This is a genomic window from Agaribacterium sp. ZY112, assembly GCF_041346925.1.
Classification (GTDB): Bacteria; Pseudomonadota; Gammaproteobacteria; order Pseudomonadales; family Cellvibrionaceae; genus Agaribacterium.
In genome coordinates this window covers 3,468,095-3,483,786 of sequence record NZ_CP166840.1, presented here as the reverse complement: position 1 = coordinate 3,483,786, position 15,692 = coordinate 3,468,095, and the positions used below count along the sequence as shown (strand labels likewise).

Sequence of the window (15,692 nt, the reverse complement as noted above, 5' to 3'; positions counted from 1 at the left end):
GCCTTTTTACTTACGATTATCCTCTTATTTATAGTGGTCTATTCTTTAATCAATATCTTTGAAAGCTATTGCCATCCCGGCGAAGGGGGTGAGTGAGCTAATAGTATTGGATAATTAAATGCCACTGAATGACCTTCAATGCCGACGCCATAAATATACCGACCCATCTACAACTAAGGGTCTGGTAAATGTGTTGGTTGATGAACCGCCATTTGATGGGCTTAGGTTAAAGGCCAACAAAAACGGTAGTAGAACATGGATTTACCGTTACCGAACAAAGCCACCCGAGTGCAAGCTTAAACAGATGAAGTTGGGCGCATATCCCCAAATGACTTTGAGTGAGGCAAGAGAAGAGATTCAAAAACAAAAGAGTGTGCGCTTTACACATGGCGACCCAGTCATATACAAAAAGGAGTGTAACCTTCAGGCCAAATTAGAACAGCAGCGAAAAGAACAAGAAATGATGCCGTTAGGTCAGTTAGTTGAGAAATACCTGACCATAGAGATTTTGAACAAAGACATTAAGGATAAAACGGAAAAAGAAATTCGCCGTATGCTGAGCATGCCGGAGCTTGATGCATTAAAAGCACAAAATGTTATCGCGATTCAGCGAGTTAACTTGTATGAAATGCTTGTTGATCTCATGAATACACGCACCCCCGGCATGGCCGAGAGAGTCCGTCAGCGTTTAAAAGATGTTTTTGAATTCGGCTTAAATAGCGGATACCTCCCCAATGATTTTCAGATACCCATTCCAACCAAGCAGCTTGCTAAAATAAGTAACAAAAGAGAGCGTGTGTTATCAGATCAAGAAATCAAGCTGTTACTTGCTTGGCTACCAGATTCCAAACTGCCAGAAACTGCACAAACAGTAATTATGATTGCTTTACTAACAGGGTGTCGTAGCGGTGAGATTGTGGCGGCACGTTGGCAGGATATCTGTTTTGACAGCGGTGAGTGGATTATTTTAGATACTAAAAATAAACGCTCTCACAAGGTGTTTTTATCAGATCAAGTGAAAGCTATATTTCAAGGTGTTTCGGAAAGTAAAAGTCCGTGGGTATTTCCATCAAGCTCTAAGTCTGGTCATTTAGGCCAAAAAGCAGTGGGCGATCCAATAGGTAAATTTCGTGATGAGTTGGGGCTACCTCATTGGTCCATTCATGATTTACGTAGAACATTTGCTACGGGAGTGGCTTCGCTTGGTGCGGAGCGGACTGTAGTTAGGCGATTGTTAAATCACACCGGTGGTAGTGTGTCTGATATTTATGACCGGCATTCATACGATGTAGAAGCTAAAAGATATTGGAAAATCTGGGGTGATTATTTGGGATGCTTTTATGAGTAATCTGTGTCGGGTTTACACACCTAGTTTATATTTGGGGTTAGCTTAGTAATTACTGGCTCCCTTTACCTATATATTTCTGGTATGTCAGATTGGGTCGCGTTTAATACTGTTAAAAAAATTTTAATCGTCAAAATCTTCAAAGTTATCATTTGGATCATGCTCAGATCCATAACCTAATTCGATATTTAAATCTGCCTCTTCGTAGAATGCACTTTCCCCCACTTTTAGAAGGTTAATATCTCTACCAAGTAATCGATAAAAACGTTCAAATGTTTTGGGTTTGGTGGAATCTATTGAGCGCTGGTAGTCGGCATATGATGAATCATATTTTTCAAGTGTGAGTCGTAAAGCTCTTAGATGTTTTTTGTCGGAGTGAAATGGGTACTTGCTGTTGAATTCCCTTGTGTCGATACATTTTGAAATAATATCTAACAACGTTTCGAAAGTGATTGTTTTATCAAAAGTCTCTCGTGAAAGTTTTCTGCACTGCTTCTTTAGGTTGTCCAGAAAACTATCCCTTTGGACTATTTGATCTATCAAGAATAATGTTATTTGAACGTTGTTGTTTTTTGTTTCACTGTCGTCATGGAGAGCTCTCCTAAGAGTCTTTAGTATCTTTGATTCAGGTTTATGTGTGGTTTCGGAAGTTTTCTTTTTTTTACTACCCTTTTTATTGCGAGAGATTTGTTGATGTATTTTGTCTTTTATCGCTATCCATTGTGCTTTGCTCTCTAATTTAGGCCTGAGAAAATGAACAAAATTGACGACTTTCGAGTGTATTAGGCTTATCTCGGTATCAGTAGCAAAATCCTCAGCATCATGAATTAGCTTAAATAGTCGGTCGAATTCTTTGCTGTCTTTTGGGTTTGTGTCTAGGTCTATATAGCTTTTTATGCTGTTAAGCAGTTCTTTTAGTTCAGAAAGTCCCGCCCCAGGGAATTTCGCTTTGCGCTCTCCCATTTTTGTTTCCTCTGATTTAGCGTAAGTCTTGTAGTTAGACTAGCGCAAAAAGTATTTTTTAGCTGACTTAAGCTGACAAAAAATTCCGTACCGGATTTTAGGCTGACCAATGCTGACGATGCTAGTGTTTATTAAGTTGTTGATAATTAAGGGTTTTAAAAAAAATAAATATATTTTTAGTCTTAGTTTGAGTGAAAAGTGTGGGAACTAAATGAATCCACAAGAAATTGGCAGATCGATGAGTTCAAGCTCTACCAGGTATATCACATTGTCAGAAGTATCCGATTTGACAACGCTCTCTAGAGCGACGGTCTACCGCCTCATCAAGGCTGGAGAATTTCCATATGGATTTAAGTTGACAGAAAATCGAGTGGTATACGATTTGGAAGAAGTGCATGACTGGGTTAGAAGTCGGAGACAGGAATCATAGCAAATGGTGAATCGAATGAATTTTAGAGACCTCAAAAAACAAAGTAAGACTGGACCATTATTGCCTGAAGGGTTTGAGCCCGAATGCTGGGCGGAAAAAAGGAAAGAGGAGATGGTGAAACTATTATATGCGGGTATGGATCCAGCATGTAGGGAACTAGCAGGAAGGCTCGAGATGTGTGGTTATGATGAGCCCTGTATAAGCCCCGCCTGCCCTGAGTGCATGAGGCGGAAAAGGATTTGGTTTATTGAGCAATTTATGAGACTAACCAATGACAAAAATTGGGTGTTTGTAACAGTAATATTTTATCCGGATGTAATGGATACGGAAGATCTAACCACTCTTGATCCTCGGAAGTTTTTTAACCGAATTCGGAAGCAATTTGAAAAGTGCGATATAAAGGGGAGGGCTTTAGGCGGGTTTGAAATGGACTTTCATCAGGAGTCGAAAAAGTGGATGCCGCATGTGCATTTTGTTCTGGAGTGTACGGACGAGAAAAAACTAGATAAATTTAAAGGTCTGTACCGAAAGTCAAAATACTTAAACACTCGGTCTGGGGTTGTAAATCGCCCAGTGCTTATTAAGCCCCTAGGTAATAGATTGAACCTTTCGGGCTATCTAGTTAAACACGAGTGGTCTCGAGTTGAACATTATGTTTTTAATGGGAAAAGAATTTCAAAGAAGAAATTCTTGCCTGATGTCCTTAGGAGAGAGTCCTTGATAACTAGGGACTGGTTGGGTCTTGCGAAGATGATGTTTTTATATCGGCTTAGAAGGTGCGAAGGAAAGCTGAAGAAAAATTCAACGACTTAAACAGCATGTTTTATTATATCTATACCGAATGGATAGAAATATTAGCTTTATAAGGGTGTTTTTTACTATTGTATTTACAACACTACTCAATTGTATATATCGATAAATTTGCAAGTAACCAAATCAATCAATAATTGGGTGATCTAGGTGATCTAGGTGATCCAATTCTTCACGAGTACTTATTATGAGCGACAATTTTTTAGTGAAAGTTAAATATCAAGGAACTTCATTGAATGGCGAAGTATCTGCTATTACGATACTTGAAGTGAAATCCGGAAATAAAACGTCGGCAGAGGTGCCGATACGAACCAAAGATATGCTGGAATCTAAGCCCTTACGTAATCTGCTGATTGATAATGGAATGCCCGCAGCAGAAGGTGTTGGAGGGAAATGGAAGCGCACACATGAACGTTTGATTAAGAGTGATCTTGATAATCTAATGGTATTAGATCGACCAGGCTTCCATCAGTCAAATTATGTAGATACATCACAAAATGCATTTGGCTTAGCCCATAAAAAACGGATGTATATTTCTGGCGACAGAGTGGAGCGTCTACACGAGTATAGTCAAGGCGAATTTCAGGAGTGGTCTGACAATGTTGCAAGGTATGCTAAATATAGCTCCCGACTTACGTTAGCACTATGTGCCGGGTTTTCTGGATTTACTTCGGAGCTACTGGGGGTTGAGAGTGGCGGAATTCATTTTTATGGAAATTCCTCTATTGGCAAGTCAACATGTTTACGTGTGGTAGCATCAATATTTGGCCCAAAAAAACGGGTTAATTCTTGGTTTGCAACTGAAACCGGCGTGGAGGAAATGTGTTTTTCCCACAATAACTCCACATTGATATTGGACGAATTTAAGCTTTTAGATAGAGATCCAAAAATAGCTGCCCAGAAAGCAACGGCAATAACGTACCTGATTTCGGAGGGCGGAGCAAAGAAGAGAGCGAGGTCGTACTCTGACTCAAGTTCCTCATGGAATTTATCGTTGGTGAGTGCTGGGGAATTAAGTTTGGGTGAAGGTGCCGTGTCAGGTGGAACGAAAAGGCTGCCGGGAGAAGGTGTTAGGTTTTTGGATATCCCTGCACAGTCGAGTGAAGAGCACGGAATCTTCGATTGCTTGCCAAAGGGATATAATAGTTCAGCTTCATTGGTTGAAAAAATCAGTCGAGGGACAGAGAAATATTTCGGTACCGCTCGTTTTAAGTTTTTAACTAGCCTATGTGACCAGCTAAAAAATGATAAAAGGAAATTGATCGGAGAAATGAAGTCCGATATGAAATTCTTTTTAGAAAAGGCGAATCCTAATACTGGGTGTGAACGAAGAGCGGCTAAAAGGTTTGCTTTACAGTATGCCTCGGGAAGTTTGGCTGCTAAGTTTAAAGTATTACCGTTTTCAAAAAAGGAAATATTGGACCAGATCCTAAAAGTTTACATGGACTACAAAAATGCTATCCCTGTATCTGAATCAGAGGTTTTAGAGGGGAAAATTCGAAATTTAAAAAAGGCAATCAAGTCCGCAAAAACGGTGGTTGTTGATAAGGTTAGGGATGTCGAAAAACGAAAGGATATGTTTGAGAAAGGAGTCATATTGTTAAAACACACCAGAAAAGGGAGGGCGGTGATTCTCGTGAGTAAGGTGTTTTTCGATAATGCTGTAGGTGGCAAGGGCGATAGTGCAAGTATTTTGAAGAAATTGGCTGCGGGTGATATCTTGATTAAATCTTCAGACGGAAAAAATTCGCTCAATGTTCCAGCCAAATTCAAAAAAATAGACCCTGCACTGAAATGCTTCTGTTTTGATAGAGAAAATTTAGCGTAATGGGATTGAGGAGCAGGTTTACTCCTGCTCCAATTTTGTATTTATATATGACCAATAAATCAACTCTACATCCTCAGCCGCGCGATGTTGTCGATACCTACCTGAATCTGCAAGTTGTGTTTTGGTATCGTCAAACTTGGTGTGTTGATCTGGCTCTAGCAAGTCGTAAAGCGATAGTATGTGAAAAAGCTGCGGCTCGTTTGCTGCGTGGTAGAGGGTGTTGATCCAGTCTGAATCCCACTGTGCGGCGTCGCTGTATATAAGGCCGTCCGTTTGGCTTAAGAATGCATTTAGCTCGCTTGCCACTTGCGAGGGTGGCAGGCCTGATGATGTTAGCTCGGAGCGGGATATTCCATGCAGGCTTTCTGCGGTATCGCACCAGTAGGTCCAGTTTGGTTCTGGACGTATCAGCCAAGATTTGGTTGCGCCATTTACCCTTGCGGCCACTTCAATTGGGTAAGAGTCGAAGTGTAAGCCGCTAGCTTCTAGGTCGATTATCGCAATATCACTCATAAGAAGAACATAAACTCTTTGGGTGCGAAGATGTTTCTCTTTTCAAATATTGGGTTGCTTGGCTCGTCCTCCCAAAAAGACTGCTCTTCAGGTTTAATGACTGAGAAAGGATCGCTTAAAGCTGGAACATTACTACACCACACTGGTGCCGTTTCCGCTGTGTTTCTCGGCGGTGCTGTCCATAGTTCAACCATACGCTCAATGATACATGCTTTAAGTGCGCGGCGTAGTTCAGAGTCATCAGAAGGTGTTGAAGCTGTGTCTAGCGACCAGCCCCTACGCCAAACATACTGAACCATGTCTAAAAAGGCTATCTCGTCGTAGGCGATTAGCTTATCTGTCATGTTGTCTAAAACGCTATCAAGATTTTCCATACGCTTCCTCCCATAGTTGATTGAAACGCTTCTCAAATAGAGCATCTGCAATCGTTGGTACGAATGGCTTGTACTTAACGGTCTTTTGATAGATCGCTGCTTTATCCTTTGGCTTAATCTCTTTTAGAAAGTGGATCGCGTCATTCTTATCTCTTGGCCCACGAAATGCCGTAATCTTATGTGCTAGCATCTCATGCCAATCGGCTGCTTTGAGGATTAAGTGAGAATGCCTAAATACGATGTTATTAGATTTTGACTGTAGGCCGATAAAACTAACGCTATCGTTAAACCATTTATCACGAGGGCCGTGTTCCAAGCCGAACTCAGCGCCCACTTGGTCTACTAGTTCTTTTAATATCTTTACAGCGCTTGGGTTGTTGGGGAATAGCACGTCTACATCATGAGTCATTTGCCGTGAGCCGTGAAATAAAACACTCACTATCCCTCCGCAGCAAATTAGCTCAAGGCGCTGGTTCTTCTGCTTTAGCAAGTCGCCAAGCTTGTTTAGCGCCTTGATAATAACGGGCTTGGTTATCTGCTTTCCTGATTCGCCGTAATACATATCTGTCCCCTTTAAATATAGAAGCCGCACATTTTCATTGTGAGGCTCAGTTACTTTGATCTTGCTGTATGTGATCCAGTGGTAGGGTCTCTGGTTCGTGCCGATGAGGTGTGATAAAGGGTAGAAGCTCACTTGGATTTGTTAAAATAAGCGGGTTTTTTTCAATCTGAATGAGTTGGTCTGTTGTTAGCACGGTAGAAACGACCTTAGTTTGCCCGTCAACACAAGCCTTAACAACAATAAGTGATCCAATACGGGTTGCAGCTTCTGGTATATCTTTGACTGCGTTAATGAATGCAGCAACAGCTTCCATATTGTTCTTGTTAACTTCTGACTGCAACTTCTCAATGGACGCCAGCTCAATGGCTTTTTGCCCCCTCTCATATATAGCTTTAAGCTCGTCAGAGTCTTTAACACTTGAAAATAGACTGATCCCTTTTCTGATCCACGACCCTTTATGAAATTCGCCTTTATTCCTTATCTCAAAGCCAAGTATTGATGCGAACTTTAAGTACGCATCAAAGGCGCTTTGCGCGGCTTGAAAATCATCAGTGTTAAAATACAGGTACCCCGGTACTTCAACCCCATCTTTCATACTTGTTTGATTTGTTGCGCTTCCTCGTATGATTGCTTCAAAATCGTCACAGAGTTTGTCAACGAGGTCTTCGGTTTCTTTAAAAAAGAAATTTCCAACTTTGCTTCTAAAGAGTGCTCTATACCGTCGGTAGATTTTTGAAAAATCATCGTAAATTTCATTTTCTGAAACATGAGATTTTATTTTAACAATTAGGCGCTTGCCTTCTGGTGACTCACTCACGTAGCTAAAAAAACTAGTAACCTTTGACTCAAAGTCTTTAATTAGTTCTGAAATCTTTTCTTCTTGTTCGTTTCTTGCTGCGATAATATCGAGAATGTCGTACTGTCCTCCAACTCCTGCTGGTTTGCCTGTTGCCACTTCAGTTGGTTTTTTCTTCTTGGCTACTGTCGCTTCAGCCTCAACTTCAACTATACCGATTTGATTGTCAAAATAGACTTCAATTGGATCCTTAATATCTTCACTACGGTGAAGCATGTTATACAGCGTGTTAAATTTTCGCCAAAAGAATAGAAAGCTTGATTCGCTATATTTGGCATCCAAGGATATTACAAATTCAATGCGATTGAGTATGGTGAAGTATTGTGCTGCTTTAGCTTTGGTGTCTGCAGTACGCTGAGGGTTCGCCTCAATGTATTTTTTAAGACTGCTTTCAAAGTCAAGGTATGACTTCGGCTGATCTCGTTTGACAGGGTCCCTATATATTCCCATAAACACATTGAAAAACTTATCGTACGTATCAGACTTGTTGAGCTCAGTAAGGAGAATATCGAGAACCTTTTTATCTCCGAAAGGATCAAAGTCGCTGACGACAACATCAGAGAAATGCTCAAACGCATCTTTGATGTTCTGAACGTTTACATTGTTATAAGAGAAATCAACAATTTTACAGTCGTTTTTATACTTGGCTGTTCTGTTAACACGTGAAATCGTTTGTATGGCGCTAATACCACGAATTTCTTTATCCAAAAACAGCGTATGCAGTTTTTTCTCGTCAAACCCTGTCTGAAGCTTCGCGACAACAATGATTAAGCCATTTTTCTTTAGGGCAAAGTTCTCCAATACTTTTTCTTCAGATAGGCCTTCGTTTAATCCCGTAGCACTTTGCTCGTCCTGATTGCTCGAGTAGACAATATGAATTGGAGCCTCTGCATACTTCTCATATTTTGGAAGCTTAACCAACTCGTTAAAATATTTAGTGACGGCTTCCTTGTAAGCGATGGCCGATTTAATGGAATATACGGCAAGCATGGCTTTACCTGTACCACGTATTTGGCGGTAAACATCTTTTACCAGAAGGTCGGCAACATACTTGGATATTGCGTCAATACGTTCTCGGTTCTCATAGATCTGCTTTTTCTGCGCATCTTTAAATTCCTTCTCCGTGAAACCTTCGAGTGGATTTGAAGGCAAATCAAATAGCATTTTAGATGCCACAGGCACAATGTTTTTAAGCGGGTTGAGGATGAAGCCATCTTCTATCGCTTCTTTCATGGTGAAACTATCAAATGGCCGCCACAGCTTTTCGCTTTCTGCATAGCCGCTAAATTCACCAAAGCGTGCCAGCGTGTGATCATCCGGTGTAGCGGTGAAACCGACAATTAAGTTCTTCTTAGTCGCCTTTCCAGTATAAGCTTCACCATCAAATGGGCTTTGCAGTTCATCAAAAATACTGACCATTTCTTCATGCTGGTCACCGCTGTTAGATCGATGTATCTCATCGATAAGAAAAACGATACGCATTTTGGCAAGCTTTGCTAAAACACTCGCATCCATCATCTCTTTAACAGCGCCGAACTTCTGTAAGTTAACAATCACAATTCGGTTGTCAGATGCTAAAGCATTTTGAAAGGTTTTCTTGTTTGTAGCTTCAACCACCAAACGCTTATCAATATTCATGTTCAGCATTAGTGAGTCTATCTGGCTACGCAGCTGCAATCGGTCAACGACTATCATGACCTTGTCGTACACGTACTGCATATTGCCATTTTCGTCTGGGCGGCGAAGGTCTTTTAGTTGTAGTGCCGACCAACCGATAATATTTGACTTACCAAAGCCTGCTGCATATTGCATTAATAACGAATAAACGTTTTTGTTATTCGAATAGGCTTTACGCTTTTGGAGAAGCTCTGCTTTTTTAGCCTCACTAACACCAACTAGTTGCTTTTCAAGGAGATTGTCAAAATAATTAGGGTCTTGCTCATGGTCTAAAAATTCATCAATCTTAGCCATGATTTTATCTGTACCAAACTTCTGTTTTGGCCTCGGCGAAATTAAGAATCCCGGCTCATTCTTAACCTCTTTAATGCCTTTTTTGACGTGAACGTCGCGTTCAATAAAGTTGTAGTATAGGATTTCTTTCTCAACCATGAACTTACTATAAAGAGCATTGAATAACTCTTTTAGCTTGGACTTTTTATCAGCATCCGGTTTAAGTAGAGGATATAGTTTAAATACGCTATGCGCCTTTTTTTCTATCTCTTCTCTGTCAAACTTGCCTTCACGACAAGTTGTGAGTATTTCATCAAAATAGTCTGCAATGGTGCGAATAACGTATGTTTCACCAATATCTGTTGTGGTGATATGTATAGCTTTTTCGAAGACCTTTAAGAAGTCTTTGCGCAGCGCAAGCTTTTCATTCTCACTCAACATATCATTACTGTCGATATGCTGATGATAGGCTTTTACCGCTTCAAAGTAGTCTTTTATCACCTTGCCGCGCCCGTTTTTACTGGCACTTTGACTAGTATAATTGCTTTTTAATTCGCTATAGCCAAGGTAAATACCATTTACAAAAAGCACGATGTCCGGGCGAAATGAGAATATTTGCTCGCCCTGAAATTTAAACTTATAAGGTAGTTCCTGTACAACAGAAAAGATATTCTGTTCAAACAGCTTGTTCCCATGAATCACACTATCACTGGGATAGAATAAATGAAGCTTGACGCCTTGCAAAGTGATGGACTTATTCGCATTAATAAACAATGCCATATTTCGGCTACTGCCGATTCGTTCATGAATCAGCTCGATTAATTCCTTTAGAAGTAGGCGGTTGTCACCTTTATACTTCTTTAGCAGCGTGCCGTAAGCCTTCTTGTTGAGGTCAGTTTCGCTTATAAAAGCCTCTAGATCTTCCTCTATCACTAAAGAGCAGGTTACTGTATTGGCTTTGACCTCATTGTAGCCAAGGTCATTGCAGAAGAAAGGGATTAAGAACTTGTCTTGCAGGTGAAGTTCATTCATGGGTTGCTCTCCTGGGGCTCTATTTTTATTTTTCCAGTTACAACCTCACTAACCACAGACAGCCGGAGCTCTTTCAGCTTTTCAAGCTTGCTAGTAATAGACTTAACAATGGAATCGATTGTTTTAACTTTATCGTCAAGATAAGTAGCAATTTCTATTTGTTCTTTTATTGGAGGGGCGGCAAGCTTAAATCTACTAACTTGAGGCCCTGTCACTCCCCAAAAGTTATCTTTCAACCCTGTTAAACAGGATTTAAATTGTGATGAGAATGAATGGGATCTTATATAAAAATGCAAAAACAGCGAGTTGACTTTGTCGTTACCTGAAATGCATAAAAGCTTATTGACGTAGCAAACTTCTCTTTTAACATAACTAATTTTTCTACCCGCACTACCACCTTCAATGCATAACAAAGTTGAATGTTTAGGTGCTTTTCTGTATTGGTGCTCAGTGCTAGGGATGTAGACACCGTTATCAATATTTAAAAAGCATGTTAATAAGTCTATATCTTTAGTAGATACATAGGGAATACTTTCAGGGTCTTTGACTGAATATAATTGTTTCAATTCGTCGTTGAGACTATTACCGGTTGCCATTTGGGCAACATCTTTAAGTCTCATTATGTTCCAACCTTCTGGAATTTCTTCAATCCATTCTTCATTAGTTGCTTTCATCGGTTTGGCCAAATTTAAGCCATATCGAATAGCGTCATTTATTAGTCGCTGCTTAAGTCTTCCATAAGCTTCAGACTTTTCATTGAGTAAACTTATTTCGGTGTCAATTTTTTTAGTAAAAGAGTCTAGATAGTCGGCTATCGCAGACTGTTCCTTGTAACTAGGAAGTGCTGTTTGGATTTGAAAAAAATCTTTAGGGTATAGCCGCAACCTAGAAGACACAATTCCCTTGGAATTTCGAGTCATCTCAGAGATAGCGTTAGGGATTCTATACAGATAATCAAAATATTTTGAATTATATGGGATGTCTTCCCTAGGGGCATAAACTCCATAAGCCGGACTACAAATACCATCTTGTTGAGTTGTACCAAGTGCCCCCATCCACGCCCACATAGTGTTGATTACTAAGTCGCCTTTCTTGCATTGTTTATAGCCTTCCATTGTTTCAGCCATAAACATGTTAACCTTCTTTTCAGATCTTTTGGTGACGCCGGTAATATGAGATACCGTAAGTAATGTTTCAGTTCCAGTGCTGCTTAAGCTGCCTCGTTCTTTAAAAATATCTTTGTTTCGAGTAAGGGTCCAGTTTGAGGGTGTTTCGCCAATCCAGTCCACACCTGATTGTTTGTAAGATGCATACCTCCCAAAAATTTTAGCTTTCATTAAATCATCCTCTTTTCGAGTTCGCTTAATGAGTCATTTAGCTGAGAAATTTCATTTAATATTTCAGTGGCTGATCGCAAGGGTTCGGACTTGTAAAATATCTTATTAAAGTTAAGTTCAACACCAATTGTGTTCTCTCCATATTTAAATGGCTTTTTAATGTATCGCGACATAAATTCTTCAATCGCAGAGAAATTTTCTTGTTCATCTTCGTGGTATGGGATTATTTCAAAGTCTTTTTGAAAGCTGGGTGTTAACTCAACACTTATAATTATGCGATTTGGTTGTTTTTTTGTTGCTTTTTTGAAGCTAGCCTTAATCACTATTTTTCCGCATCCAAGCGTTTCTTCAACTCCCTCTTTGTTATCAGACATATGTTTTTTAACTATAGAATTCTGATTAACATCAAAATAGTACTGAGCTCCTTCGGTACTAATAATTAGCTGCTGGTCTAAATAGTCTATTTGCGATATTTGTGCTTTTAACTCTTCGGTATAATAATCTAATAACGAAGCGTATTTAGCGATGTCGTATTCTGTTATGGTGAAATTGGATAATTCAAGGCTGCCGCATGTAATTGAGGTTGGTTCTAGTTTAATAGATTTGACTCTCTCTAGCTCGCCGGCTTTGTTGTTTTTAAGAGGAAGATTGCTTTCAAAGCTCAACCCACTTTTATCTGTATCTGTAAGTGTGATTGACTGCTTGTTAAAATAGAAAAAGGTTTTATCAAAAATCTTTGAATATTCGTAGTCTTCATATAATGAAAGTGTATTGACTATTTCATAGCGATGATTTTTGTCAATGTATTTTCGTTTAGAGCCTTTATTTCTATTTAGCGCACTAAATTTTTCAGCTGCATTAATCATCATTATTCTATTTTTCTGATTTGGATGTTTGTTTTTATTAAGTATCCAAAGGTATGTGTAAATAGCGGTGTTAAAGAACTCATCTGTTGGCAGTTGGATTATTGCTTCAACAATATCAGTATCTAACATCCATTTGCGGATGTTGCTTTCAGCTGAGCCAGCATCACCGCTAAATAGTGTTGAGCCATTGTGAACAACAACACCTATGCCATTTGAATCCAGCTTGGAGATTAAGTGCTGCATAAAGAGCAACTGGCCATCAGAGATTGATGGTAAGAATTTGAAACGTTCTGTTTTGTCGTTTTGAATGTCTTTAGCGTAACCAGACCAGCTCACTCCATAAGGTGGGTTAGCAATAACCACATCGAACTCTTCGTTGTCGAATTTATCGTCAACTAAAGTGTTGCCATGTTCGATTTTTGAATCAGGGCGAAAACGACTTTCGATCTTTGCTAGTGCGTAGAGCGCGTCATTCCAATCTTGCCCATAGGTTTGCGTTAAACGCTTAAACTTTTTATTTATGCGATCTTCAACGCCAAATAACATATTGCCGCCACCGCAGGTACAGTCATAAATTTTAAGAAGCTTGTCGGATTCTTCTATTTTCGAAGCGACAATATCACTGATAAGTGCAATTACATCATCTGGGGTGTACTGCTCCCCAGCTGTCTCTGCTGAGATATCAGCCCATTTACGTTTGATATGCTCTTCTAATGTGGTGATCTCAGAGTTATTAAAAGGCTTGAGGTCAATTTCAGCCCAAAGTTTGGTATAGCCAAGCAATACCTTTTTTGCTTTGAGTTTGGCTATCACACCTCGAATATCGAGAAACTTCTCGCCTTCAACGGCATCTACGCCAAGCAGGTCTTTCGTTTCACCATCAAAGCCATGAAGGTAGGCATCGAAGTCGATATCAAAAGATTTGTCGTTTTTACAAATATCGGATAACGATTGGTTTTTCTCAAAAATGAAGACGTTGTAGCCTTGGCCTTTATCTTTGATGAGATCATAGAGATCTTCTTGTTGAATCTCTTTAAATGCTTCTTCGCCTATTTCAGCTTTCAATTCATCAAACATTCGAATGAGCCGGCTCTCGATCATAACTAAGGCAAAGAATGGCATCATAAATGATGGCCATTCGGATTCTTTGATACCACTGCCACGGAGTAAGTCAGCTGTCGCCCAGATTTTTGATTCGTATTGTAGGATATTCATTTATTCTTCTCTTTATAGTTCTTGTAGGTCTATGCCGGGTGCGATTTTTAGGTTATCTACACCATATAGCGCTTGACGGTTACGTAGCCATAAGTGGTACTCATCGCCTTTGAGTGTGCCTTCTTTTGTGCAATCGATATTCCAGCGACGCAACAGGTATCCCGCTACAGCAGCGCGTATATTCAGGTTTAATACACCTTCTTGCATTCCGTAGTCGACCTCAATCGTTTCTTTGTGTTCGAGGTTTGGGTGGGCAATTATTTCAAGCTCGACAATGCGGTTCCATTGGATATCTAAATCTTTAGATTCGTGTTCGCTAGGTGTGAGTTGCTGCGGGGCGGCTGGGTTGCTTATTCGTGTAATCACTAAATCCATAAACTGCTCACGGCGGCGGTCGAAGGCTCTTACATGCCACCTTAAGCCGTTATCCACTAAACAGAAGGGTACGATCTCGCGCTCGGTATATCCGCTTCTCACCGAACGGTATTGAATAGCAAGGGCTTCTTTGTTGTAGATCGCTCTAGAAAGCCGAGCGAGGACATCAACATCAGGCTTATTGAGCTGTGAAGGCGTCTCACAAGGAACATAAGGCTTGGGGTTGTTCACAATATCCCCACCGAACCCTTTCGATAGTGCTGACAATATTTGGTCGGCGCGGTAGTCGAATAGTGGTTTGAATGCTTCAGTCGTTTTATAGAGCTTTGCTTTCGTATCGTATTCTAGGTTCTGTTCGGCTCTTTTTTTATAGTCTGTCAAATCCCGAGTGGCGGCGGCTTCCGCAATACCAAAGCGTGCCATTAGGTCGAGCCTGCCCACGTTACCTAGGAAATAAAGCCTGAAATCTATATGAGCAAGGCGCTCTTGTTTTGGCTGACTTATTTTGTCCACCCATTGTTCCCCTTAGCGATAATTCTTCTTTGAGGTGGATGATACCTTGGATTCGCGCATGCATTCAAATAAGACTGTTGTCATAATCAAAAAGATGATGGTATGCTGCATTAAAGATCGCTGTAGTGGGTCTGTATGGTTTTAAGTGTTCTGTTTTGAATGAGGATAAAAGTCATGGCTACTAACCCCCCAACAGGTGATGGCCACCGTAAAGGTGCCGTCCGAGATCGCTCTCAAACTAAAACACCGTCAGGTCATTACGTTAAGCGTGATGCGAATACCGGCCGGTTTATGGATGTGAAGACATCAAGTAAAAGCCCCTTTAAGGGCGTAAGGAAGGAGAAATAGTATGGCTAATGGCCCTACACACCAGCTTATTGGCGGTCTTACCGCCCTGGCTGTGATGACTGCTGACAAAGAAGAAAATCGAACAGTTTTACATCATCCATTAGTCGCATTGGCATGCGGGGCCTTGCTTGGGAAGTTGCCTGATGTGATTGAACCTGCGAATAACCCTCATCATCGGCAATTCTTTCATGGTTGTCTTTTTCTTACAGGGGTGGGCTATGGCGTAAAGCAGGTATGGGATATGAAACCGCAGACAGAAGTAGGGCGTTTAGCACGTGCCGCTGGGTTAATTGTAGGTGGGGCTTATATAAGTCATTTGCTGGCTGACGCCGTTACGCCTCGTTCACTTCCATTGATTGGCAAGTTGTAGCGAGG

At 40.5% G+C, this 15,692-nt stretch carries 14 protein-coding genes; 6 read left to right on the top strand and 8 right to left on the bottom strand.

The features are described 5' to 3' along the window. Positions 1 to 118 precede the first annotated feature (118 nt). Positions 119 to 1,348 carry a tyrosine-type recombinase/integrase gene (locus tag AB1S55_RS15150; protein WP_370979021.1) on the top strand — a complete coding sequence of 410 codons (1,230 nt, stop codon included), beginning with the start codon at positions 119 to 121 and terminating at the stop codon, positions 1,346 to 1,348. A 120-nt stretch (positions 1,349 to 1,468) separates the two neighbouring features. On the opposite strand, the gene AB1S55_RS15145 is transcribed toward AB1S55_RS15150, so the two are convergent. Next, entirely contained in the window at positions 1,469 to 2,308 is an 840-nt protein-coding gene (locus AB1S55_RS15145) for a hypothetical protein (protein WP_370979020.1), read from the bottom strand. A gap of 211 nt (positions 2,309 to 2,519) precedes the next feature. Here AB1S55_RS15145 and AB1S55_RS15140 point away from each other — a divergent pair, with 211 nt between their 5' ends. The 3 genes from AB1S55_RS15140 to AB1S55_RS15130 all read left to right on the top strand — a co-directional run bounded on the left by AB1S55_RS15140 (position 2,520) and on the right by AB1S55_RS15130 (position 5,376). Beyond that, positions 2,520 to 2,738, top strand: coding sequence for a helix-turn-helix transcriptional regulator (locus AB1S55_RS15140; protein WP_370979019.1), 219 nt, complete (start codon positions 2,520 to 2,522; stop codon positions 2,736 to 2,738). Between the two features lie 15 nt (positions 2,739 to 2,753). Then, entirely contained in the window at positions 2,754 to 3,551 is a 798-nt protein-coding gene (locus tag AB1S55_RS15135) for a hypothetical protein (RefSeq protein ID WP_370979018.1), read from the top strand. Positions 3,552 to 3,735: 184 nt separating this feature from the next. Continuing rightward, the gene (locus AB1S55_RS15130) at positions 3,736 to 5,376 is read left to right on the top strand and encodes a DUF927 domain-containing protein (RefSeq protein ID WP_370979017.1); all 1,641 of its coding nucleotides are present in this window, start codon (positions 3,736 to 3,738) and stop codon (positions 5,374 to 5,376) included. Positions 5,377 to 5,394: 18 nt separating this feature from the next. Here AB1S55_RS15130 and AB1S55_RS15125 read toward each other — a convergent pair whose 3' ends face one another. From AB1S55_RS15125 to AB1S55_RS15095, 7 genes are read right to left on the bottom strand one after another with little or no spacing between them, the layout of a single operon-like run. Continuing rightward, complete coding sequence (locus tag AB1S55_RS15125) at positions 5,395 to 5,889, bottom strand: hypothetical protein (protein WP_370979016.1); 495 nt, start codon at positions 5,887 to 5,889, stop codon at positions 5,395 to 5,397. Next, positions 5,886 to 6,263, bottom strand: a complete 378-nt coding sequence (locus AB1S55_RS15120) for a hypothetical protein (protein WP_370979015.1) — start codon at positions 6,261 to 6,263, stop codon at positions 5,886 to 5,888. Before AB1S55_RS15120 ends, AB1S55_RS15125 begins: the two co-directional genes overlap by 4 nt. Beyond that, the gene (locus tag AB1S55_RS15115; protein ID WP_370979014.1) at positions 6,250 to 6,825 is read right to left on the bottom strand and encodes a hypothetical protein; all 576 of its coding nucleotides are present in this window, start codon (positions 6,823 to 6,825) and stop codon (positions 6,250 to 6,252) included. Before AB1S55_RS15115 ends, AB1S55_RS15120 begins: the two co-directional genes overlap by 14 nt. Before the next feature lie 46 nt (positions 6,826 to 6,871). After that, a complete protein-coding gene (locus tag AB1S55_RS15110; protein ID WP_370979013.1) occupies positions 6,872 to 10,663 on the bottom strand; it encodes a DEAD/DEAH box helicase family protein in 3,792 nt (1,263 codons plus the stop codon). Next, on the bottom strand, positions 10,660 to 12,000 hold the full coding sequence (locus AB1S55_RS15105) for a restriction endonuclease subunit S (protein WP_370979012.1): 1,341 nt from the start codon (positions 11,998 to 12,000) through the stop codon (positions 10,660 to 10,662). Before AB1S55_RS15105 ends, AB1S55_RS15110 begins: the two co-directional genes overlap by 4 nt. Then, on the bottom strand, positions 12,000 to 14,081 hold the full coding sequence (locus AB1S55_RS15100) for a class I SAM-dependent DNA methyltransferase (protein ID WP_370979011.1): 2,082 nt from the start codon (positions 14,079 to 14,081) through the stop codon (positions 12,000 to 12,002). Before AB1S55_RS15100 ends, AB1S55_RS15105 begins: the two co-directional genes overlap by 1 nt. 12 nt (positions 14,082 to 14,093) lie before the next feature. Further along, positions 14,094 to 14,969 (bottom strand): WYL domain-containing protein, encoded by an 876-nt coding sequence (locus AB1S55_RS15095; protein WP_370979010.1) that lies wholly within the window; start codon positions 14,967 to 14,969, stop codon positions 14,094 to 14,096. A gap of 174 nt (positions 14,970 to 15,143) precedes the next feature. On the opposite strand from AB1S55_RS15095, the gene AB1S55_RS15090 reads away from it, so the two are divergent. Further along, positions 15,144 to 15,317 (top strand): hypothetical protein, encoded by a 174-nt coding sequence (locus tag AB1S55_RS15090; RefSeq protein WP_370979009.1) that lies wholly within the window; start codon positions 15,144 to 15,146, stop codon positions 15,315 to 15,317. A gap of 1 nt (position 15,318) precedes the next feature. Beyond that, entirely contained in the window at positions 15,319 to 15,687 is a 369-nt protein-coding gene (locus tag AB1S55_RS15085) for a metal-dependent hydrolase (protein WP_370979008.1), read from the top strand. Positions 15,688 to 15,692: the final 5 nt, after the last annotated feature.

Excerpts from the sequence above, each read along its gene's own strand:
- AB1S55_RS15150 (WP_370979021.1), top strand. The coding sequence starts at position 119 with ATGCCACTGAATGACCTTCAATGCCGACGCCATAAATATACCGACCCA.
- AB1S55_RS15145 (WP_370979020.1), bottom strand. The coding sequence starts at position 2,308 with ATGGGAGAGCGCAAAGCGAAATTCCCTGGGGCGGGACTTTCTGAACTA.
- AB1S55_RS15140 (WP_370979019.1), top strand. The coding sequence starts at position 2,520 with ATGAATCCACAAGAAATTGGCAGATCGATGAGTTCAAGCTCTACCAGG.
- AB1S55_RS15135 (WP_370979018.1), top strand. The coding sequence starts at position 2,754 with ATGAATTTTAGAGACCTCAAAAAACAAAGTAAGACTGGACCATTATTG.
- AB1S55_RS15130 (WP_370979017.1), top strand. The coding sequence starts at position 3,736 with ATGAGCGACAATTTTTTAGTGAAAGTTAAATATCAAGGAACTTCATTG.
- AB1S55_RS15125 (WP_370979016.1), bottom strand. The coding sequence starts at position 5,889 with ATGAGTGATATTGCGATAATCGACCTAGAAGCTAGCGGCTTACACTTC.
- AB1S55_RS15120 (WP_370979015.1), bottom strand. The coding sequence starts at position 6,263 with ATGGAAAATCTTGATAGCGTTTTAGACAACATGACAGATAAGCTAATC.
- AB1S55_RS15115 (WP_370979014.1), bottom strand. The coding sequence starts at position 6,825 with ATGTATTACGGCGAATCAGGAAAGCAGATAACCAAGCCCGTTATTATC.
- AB1S55_RS15110 (WP_370979013.1), bottom strand. The coding sequence starts at position 10,663 with ATGAATGAACTTCACCTGCAAGACAAGTTCTTAATCCCTTTCTTCTGC.
- AB1S55_RS15105 (WP_370979012.1), bottom strand. The coding sequence starts at position 12,000 with ATGAAAGCTAAAATTTTTGGGAGGTATGCATCTTACAAACAATCAGGT.
- AB1S55_RS15100 (WP_370979011.1), bottom strand. The coding sequence starts at position 14,081 with ATGAATATCCTACAATACGAATCAAAAATCTGGGCGACAGCTGACTTA.
- AB1S55_RS15090 (WP_370979009.1), top strand. The coding sequence starts at position 15,144 with ATGGCTACTAACCCCCCAACAGGTGATGGCCACCGTAAAGGTGCCGTC.
- AB1S55_RS15085 (WP_370979008.1), top strand. The coding sequence starts at position 15,319 with ATGGCTAATGGCCCTACACACCAGCTTATTGGCGGTCTTACCGCCCTG.